The organism is Endozoicomonas sp. SESOKO3 (assembly GCF_024606255.1).
Map to the genome: position 1 here is coordinate 1 of NZ_JAHHPR010000671.1, position 6,629 is coordinate 6,629.

A 6,629-nucleotide genomic window follows, 5' to 3' on the forward strand; every position below is an offset into this window, starting at 1 on the left:
CCGGTGACGCCCATCCGGGTTTCCATCTGTTTGCCACCATCAACCCGCCTGAGTACAGCGGGCGAAAACCCTTATCACCGGCGCTGAAAGGGCGTTTTCGACATTTGCCCATCCGGCAGTACAACCGGGTGGAATTACAGACCATTGCCGGGAAAGTGTTGCCAGAGTCCTCAGAAGGGAAACTCGTCGCTAAAAAGGTGACGGAAAAACATTGTCGTTTAAGGGCTTACCTGCAACGCAAAAACCTGCCGCTGCAGCCGACCAGTCTTGATTTACAGAATATCGCCAGGGCTATCACCAGAGGTGGCGATTTTAGCGAAAAAGCCGTTCATCAATGCCTTAATCAGCACTACCGGCTTTATCTGATGGCCGCCAATATATCGCTGGAGGAACTGCAGGAGTCTTCGGCTCTTGCCATAGGGAAAAGTGAATTTGATTCCGGACTTTGCCGTTGGCTCAATCAAACGGTATCGAACATTGATCGTCCGTGGTTGGTACGAAGCAGTCATCTCAACAGTGTTGATGAAAAAAAACATGAAATCCGTGTTAACACTCAGTTGGATGAAAAGGAAGCCAGAACGGAAATCATCAAGAGCGTGGCTCAGGCAAAGTGGCAGTCATCGGGCCTTCCCCTGAAGCCTTATGACTCCGACGATCTACTCACTCAGGCACTTTACCGACACTGGCAGAAAAGCTGGTTTAATCGTGAGTTTGGCCAGACGGGTTTGAAGGCTGATAGCGTATTTTCCCTCACGACAGAACAAACACTGACGCTGGGCTTATCTGCTCACCAGCCTTATCTTCGTGAGGCTGACAGGCGGATAAGTGAATGGATAGACCATGGCGTAAAACGCTGGTCCGTGTTCTGGCATCAGATCAGTGATCTGCCGAAGCATCTGGTAGACGATTTTATTAACGAAACAACACAAGACATGCCAAAAGTCCGGGAGAAACAAGCGCCAGCGTTGGCTCATAGCAAGAACCCTGAGCCAGAACCTGTTCACAAGGCGTTGACTATTGACGATGATAAGGCGCCCGAAAAATACGATTCGAAAGAGCACGAGAAAGAGGCTCCGGTATTGGATCGGACAACGGACTATGAGAACGAGAGTGAGCCACAGATTAGCGAGTATATAATTTTTAAGAGTGAGGACTATTTTCCCGGTATGTATCGGTGGTGGGCAAAGGATATTTTTGTGTCTGATAAGGGTGATATTAAATGGATCGATATTAATGATCGACACATGCAGGGGGCTGAAGTCCTCATACCGAACCGGTTACCAGAATCTGACCAGGAAGTGATATTAGCCAGAGATCAAACGCTGGCGACCTTTGACTGGTCATCGGACAATGGTCGATATGCGTTGCCCAGCCTGACGCCTGATGACCGTATCGTGGCTCTGCGCATAAAACCAGAACTGCCATTTACCCTGTTCAGGGATCGATATACAGGGCTTCACACAATCACTGTTGCAGAGGCCAAAGCCAACCAGATTATTAAATTTGCTTATGTCGTAGAACACAGAAAAGCGGGCAAAATAACACTGGCTGAAAAAGTCCGACCAGCACAATCAACACGTTTTGACGTCCGCTGTTCAGAAGGTATAAAAACAGTACTGAACGGAGTGTTTACTCGCATTGACCTGCAACCATCTGAAGTACGGGTACCTTTGCAGAGAATAAAAAACGCTAAAAACACCAGGCAACGCATTGAGGCGATCAGGGACTTTTGTCAAGCGTTTTCCGGTGTTGCTATGCCAGCAGAGCGCGATAAAAATTTCTTTCATTTCCTGGTAACACAGCGGCAGGGGAGCTGTCGTCATCGTGTGCCTGTTTTTGTTGCTCTTTGCCGTTATTTCGGGATTCCATGTCGGCAAATTCTTAACCGTTATCACACTTTTGCAGAGTGTTCTCTGGATAGAGGCCATACCTGGAAGCCAGTGGATTTGGGTGGGGCGCCTGTCAAGAAAACAAACATCCTGCCTGACTTCCAGCCCACCAGGCGGGTCGGTGGTTCTGGCTCTGAGTCAAAGAAGATCAGGGATCTCCTGGAAGGTGCTGATTTAGCACAACAGGAAGCTATGGCTAACGCCTTGGGGATGAGCCTGGAGGCGCTGAAAAAAGCCCTTGAGACAAATACTGCATTGCCAGAAACCGATCTGACACCTTTCAGAATGGTTGAGAGACTTTGGCAGAAAAAAGATTTGGCCAGTTTTTCCATGGGCGTCTCAATGTTAGAGTCGCTGGAGATACAATCATCGGACTGTGCCGAGCAAGCATTGATTGGTGATTTATATGATAAAAATGCCCGAAAACGTAATCTGCTGTCGGACGCCGTAAAACAAATATTGTTCGACAGTGATGAAGATCAGGCCACAGCTCAACTCAAATTACTCTATTCAAAAATGATTGTTCACGGCGGAGGATCCCCGCACGAGTGGTTGAACTCAATAGTGAAAATACTGAATGGCAGTAACTTAAGCAAATGTTCAGTTATTCAATTTGCCGGTGAAGCCCTGAAATCGGGTTGGCTGAATCCATTGCCGGAAGGAGACTTCCAGAGTCAGAGAAAGGAGAAAGTTGAACATCATAAGCTGTTGTTGTGTCTGGAAAGCGTCGATGAACTGAAAGTTGATGCCAGCCGTTGTCTGAAACAGTGGTACAAGGAATCATTGGCCGGGGAAAAAAATAATCGCCTATGGCAGAACTATTACAAGGGCTTCCAAACGATGAAAACGTATGCCTCGCTCGTTACTCATAGTCATGATGGGGTTTCGCCATTCCTTCAAGGTAAAATTGCCAGCTTATCTCTACAAAAATACTGGACGGACGAACCTGAAGGCATTCCGAATATAGAACGAATGTTGGTACATGATCCCGCGTTTGAGCAGTCAAGCCCGGTCAAGGCGGACCACCGTCCAGTGATTATCATGGGGCATCCATACTGGGACGACACCGTGATAAATGAAAAGGTCGAAGCCCTGTTACAACGAATTATTGCAAACAGACCGGACGACCTGAAGCCGCTTTTTGAAAAAATCAATCAATATGAGCAGATGAAAAAACAATTTGATCATGAAATGAAAGCACTGAACAAAGCACATGATAATAGCGATTACAGACACCCCGTGTCTCTTGATGAGCGATATCGAAGTGAAAAAAGTGAATATAAGAAAAAACGGCTTGAGATTGAAAACAGGTACAGCACTACTCTGGAGCGCCTCAAACCGTCTGATGAGGAGCGTAGACTGGAGAGTGATTTAAAAAACAAATGCACTCAAGCGATTCAGCAGGCCTTCAGTTATTACCTGTATAGATTGGCAAACTCGAAAGGCGGATGCTTAAAGTATTGTTGGGCTGATGCTGCCATCGGGGCAAATAATAAGAAAAGAGAGTACCATGGCGCTCACAGTCCATCCTCACCAAGAGAGCTGTATGCCATGATGACTCTCATTGATAGCTCTTCCCGGTTCCAAAAGACGGTTGAAGATGCTTACTTGCGGCAAGCACACAATCTCAGCAACGCTCTGGTACTGAAAACCAATGAACTGACAATCATTGCCGGAGAGTTTTTGAACAGCGTGAATTTGAATTCGCTTTGTGAGTCACTGGATAACTGATCATCGTCTGGTCACGATGAGTTTTTCCAGATCGCTGATTTCCTTCAATCGTTACCTGAGGAGTAAATACCTGACTTATTGGTACATTTCTTAACACCAGGATTCTTCCTTCTTTCTTATACACTTTTATGGCTGAAGTTGTGGCAGCAAAGGTGGCACTTACCATGATTGTTATTGCTGCAATACGTCTGGAATATGTTCTCATATAAATACTAGTTATATTCTTTGCCTACAAGTAAGTATCAGTTTTAGCATAATCGAGTCGTTCCAGATTACGACCCTGCGGTGAATCATATGAAACAGGCGATAAATTGATGTCAGATTCCCGAGCACGAAATCAACATTCACATCCAAATTATCTGATCGAACTTCAGTCAGTTCTGAAAATACGTCGAATGTTTCATATATGGCGCCCTTAATATACAGTCGTTTATTGTGAACTCGTGCTCAACAGTGAACCAAAAAAATTACCTCAAAATCAGTTAAATATGAGTTTTTTGTCTAGTATTCCTATGCTACATCCCTAATAGAAGTTCAGTTTTTCACTATGAAGAATATGTCTTGTGTTTTTATTTTGGCCATCATCCTTTTTTCGGTCGACAGTCAGGCTGTAATTCCTTTCGCTTCATCATTGGTCTATGGCAATGATGCCGATGCGATTTTTTCCTCTTTTTTACCTGATCCCGTTCGTCTACCCAAGTCCGGGATTGTTCCACTACTGCTGTTACAGAAGGGGAAAAAAAGTTCGATAATCAGTTTACCTGTCTCTGAAGGGGGAGGGCTACAACCAGATAAAGGAGCTGTGTTTACTGGCTATCCATTCGAATTAAACCGTTATGGCAACGAAAACAAGGAACAATCTAAAACCGACGGTAAATCTCCACCACCGCAGCAAAAGCGACAAAGTAAAAAACAAATGACTAAAGGGCAAAGTAGTTCTGACTCTTCAGGTTCATCAGACTCCGGGGCAGCGTCAGCATCGGCTTCCGGAAACAATGAGAGTCATGCCAGGCACCTTGAAAAACTGAAAGAAATACTTAAGGCTGCTGAAAAGTCATTGAAAACGATGGATCAGAAAAACAACATTGATGACTTTTATGCAGAATTGAAAGCATTGTATAGGGAAAACCCCGATATTTTAGCAGAGAAAGGTTATCTGGAGAGCGCAGAATACCGTTGGCAGGGGGTTCTTAGTCTCCTCAAGCTTTATTTTCCCGAAAAGCTGGAAGAAGGTGAAATGACCCATGTTTTAATTAAACATCCCGGGTTTAAGAAATTGCCAGCAAATTTAATCAGAATATTTGCCAAAGCAGTGCTTCCTCAGCTTGATTTGCCTGAAGAGCTGCCCAACTACGAGTTAGTTGACAGACTTCTGGATGCCGCTAATTCGAATATTTTAAGGCTTATGCATACTTATCTTGGTATACAACAGTGTCTTCGCCAGTTGGTTGCGTTATTTATAACGCAACTGCCATTAATGGCAACAGAAGAGCCAAAAAACTATATTTTTCAGGATACAACAGGTCACGTTAATGTTTTTTCTATCAGGAGAAATAGCAAAGGGCATTATCGGTTTTTTTTTGTTGATAGTCTGAGCGCTTTTAAGCGCTACAAAAAAGAACAACTTTATTCGCCCCTGTCGCATTTTGTCGGTTTAGCGATAACACTGGCGATAAAATATCACGACTTTACTGATTCCCGGTTTTTCTTTCTGCCTGGTCGTCAAGCCAGTGGCGTTGGCTGTGAGTCGTTCGCGTTGCACGATCTGGTAACATTGCTGGAATCCCCCATGTTGGCTCGTAACGGTTATTATGTGGACAAAGAACCCCTCACTAAAGACAATATGTTGGAGTTTTTTTTGCAGACAATTTATTTAGGGGACGAACAACTGGGACGATTGTTAATCAATGGGGAAAGTAAGGACTTTATCGAGACAGTAGACAAACCTGTCATTGATAAGCATAAACTGGACTCCATGATTCTTATGGCACTCCAAACCTGGCAGAAAGCGGGGTTGGAACCAGATTTGGTTAAATTGTACCAGTTGCGTCAGTTTCCTCTGAGGTTTGCATATCTGACCCAGGGACAGCTGAATCTGAAACGTTTGCTGGAGAGATTTTCTGAAGAACGCCAAAAAGAGGTGAACCAGGTAATTGATGAAACCCGTGGCTTGTTAACCCTCAATGATGGAATCTGCCATACCGTGAACCTGGCTGCTACTCTGCAGTGGATGAAATTGAATATTGATTTGCTGGATATAAACCGTCCCGGGCAGGAAAAATAAATCTGCTCCGCTGCTATCCAGCTGGTCTACGAGAGCTTACGGACCAGAATAATCATTCTAATTTAGCCCTACAATGAACGACCTCAGTAGCTGAGCAAGATATTTATTGCTCCACCCAGCCTTTTTACGCTTCGTTTTGATACTCCTTTTGCTGGAAGATACATAGGATAGATACATAGGATACATAGTACATAGAGTACATAGAGAGTACATAGAGGGTACATAGGACATCCATATAGGATACATAGGAATACATAGTACATAGGGTACATAGTAGAGTACATAGAGGTACATAGTAGAGTACATAGAGGTACATAGTAGGACATCCATATAATGAAAGAGGGTACATAGTAGGACATCCATATAATGAAAGAAAAACGAAAGAGAGAAAAACAGAGAAAAACAAAAGGAAAAATAGGATAGAGAAAATAGAAAAAAATGAAAAAATAGGACATCCACACACAAATAGAAAAAATAAGACATCCATATAAAACACGGCCCATAATCCACGAGCCCAATAGCCCATCAAACTCTGACAGCCACTCAAAATAATCGTTCGTCATAACAAACAACAAGTGAATCACTCAAAATGGGAAAAGTCAGAAACAGCAAAGCTCCCCATATAACAGGAGAAACAAATAACAATAGAAAAGTCGGGCAATCAGCTTACGCCATGAAATAAACGACTACAGATAAACAACCCCTGTACCCATTGCTGCCCCGCT

The 6,629-nt window shown here is 43.9% G+C and carries 2 protein-coding genes; both read left to right on the plus strand.

All coding sequences use genetic code 11. The features are described 5' to 3' along the window. Positions 1-3,620, plus strand: a 3,620-nt coding sequence (locus tag KDK18_RS11875) for a transglutaminase-like domain-containing protein (RefSeq protein ID WP_257255136.1), incomplete at its 5' end; no start/stop codon positions are given. 547 nt (positions 3,621-4,167) lie between these two features. Beyond that, a complete protein-coding gene (locus tag KDK18_RS11880) occupies positions 4,168-5,904 on the plus strand; it encodes a hypothetical protein (RefSeq protein WP_257255138.1) in 1,737 nt (578 codons plus the stop codon). Positions 5,905-6,629 lie beyond the last annotated feature (725 nt).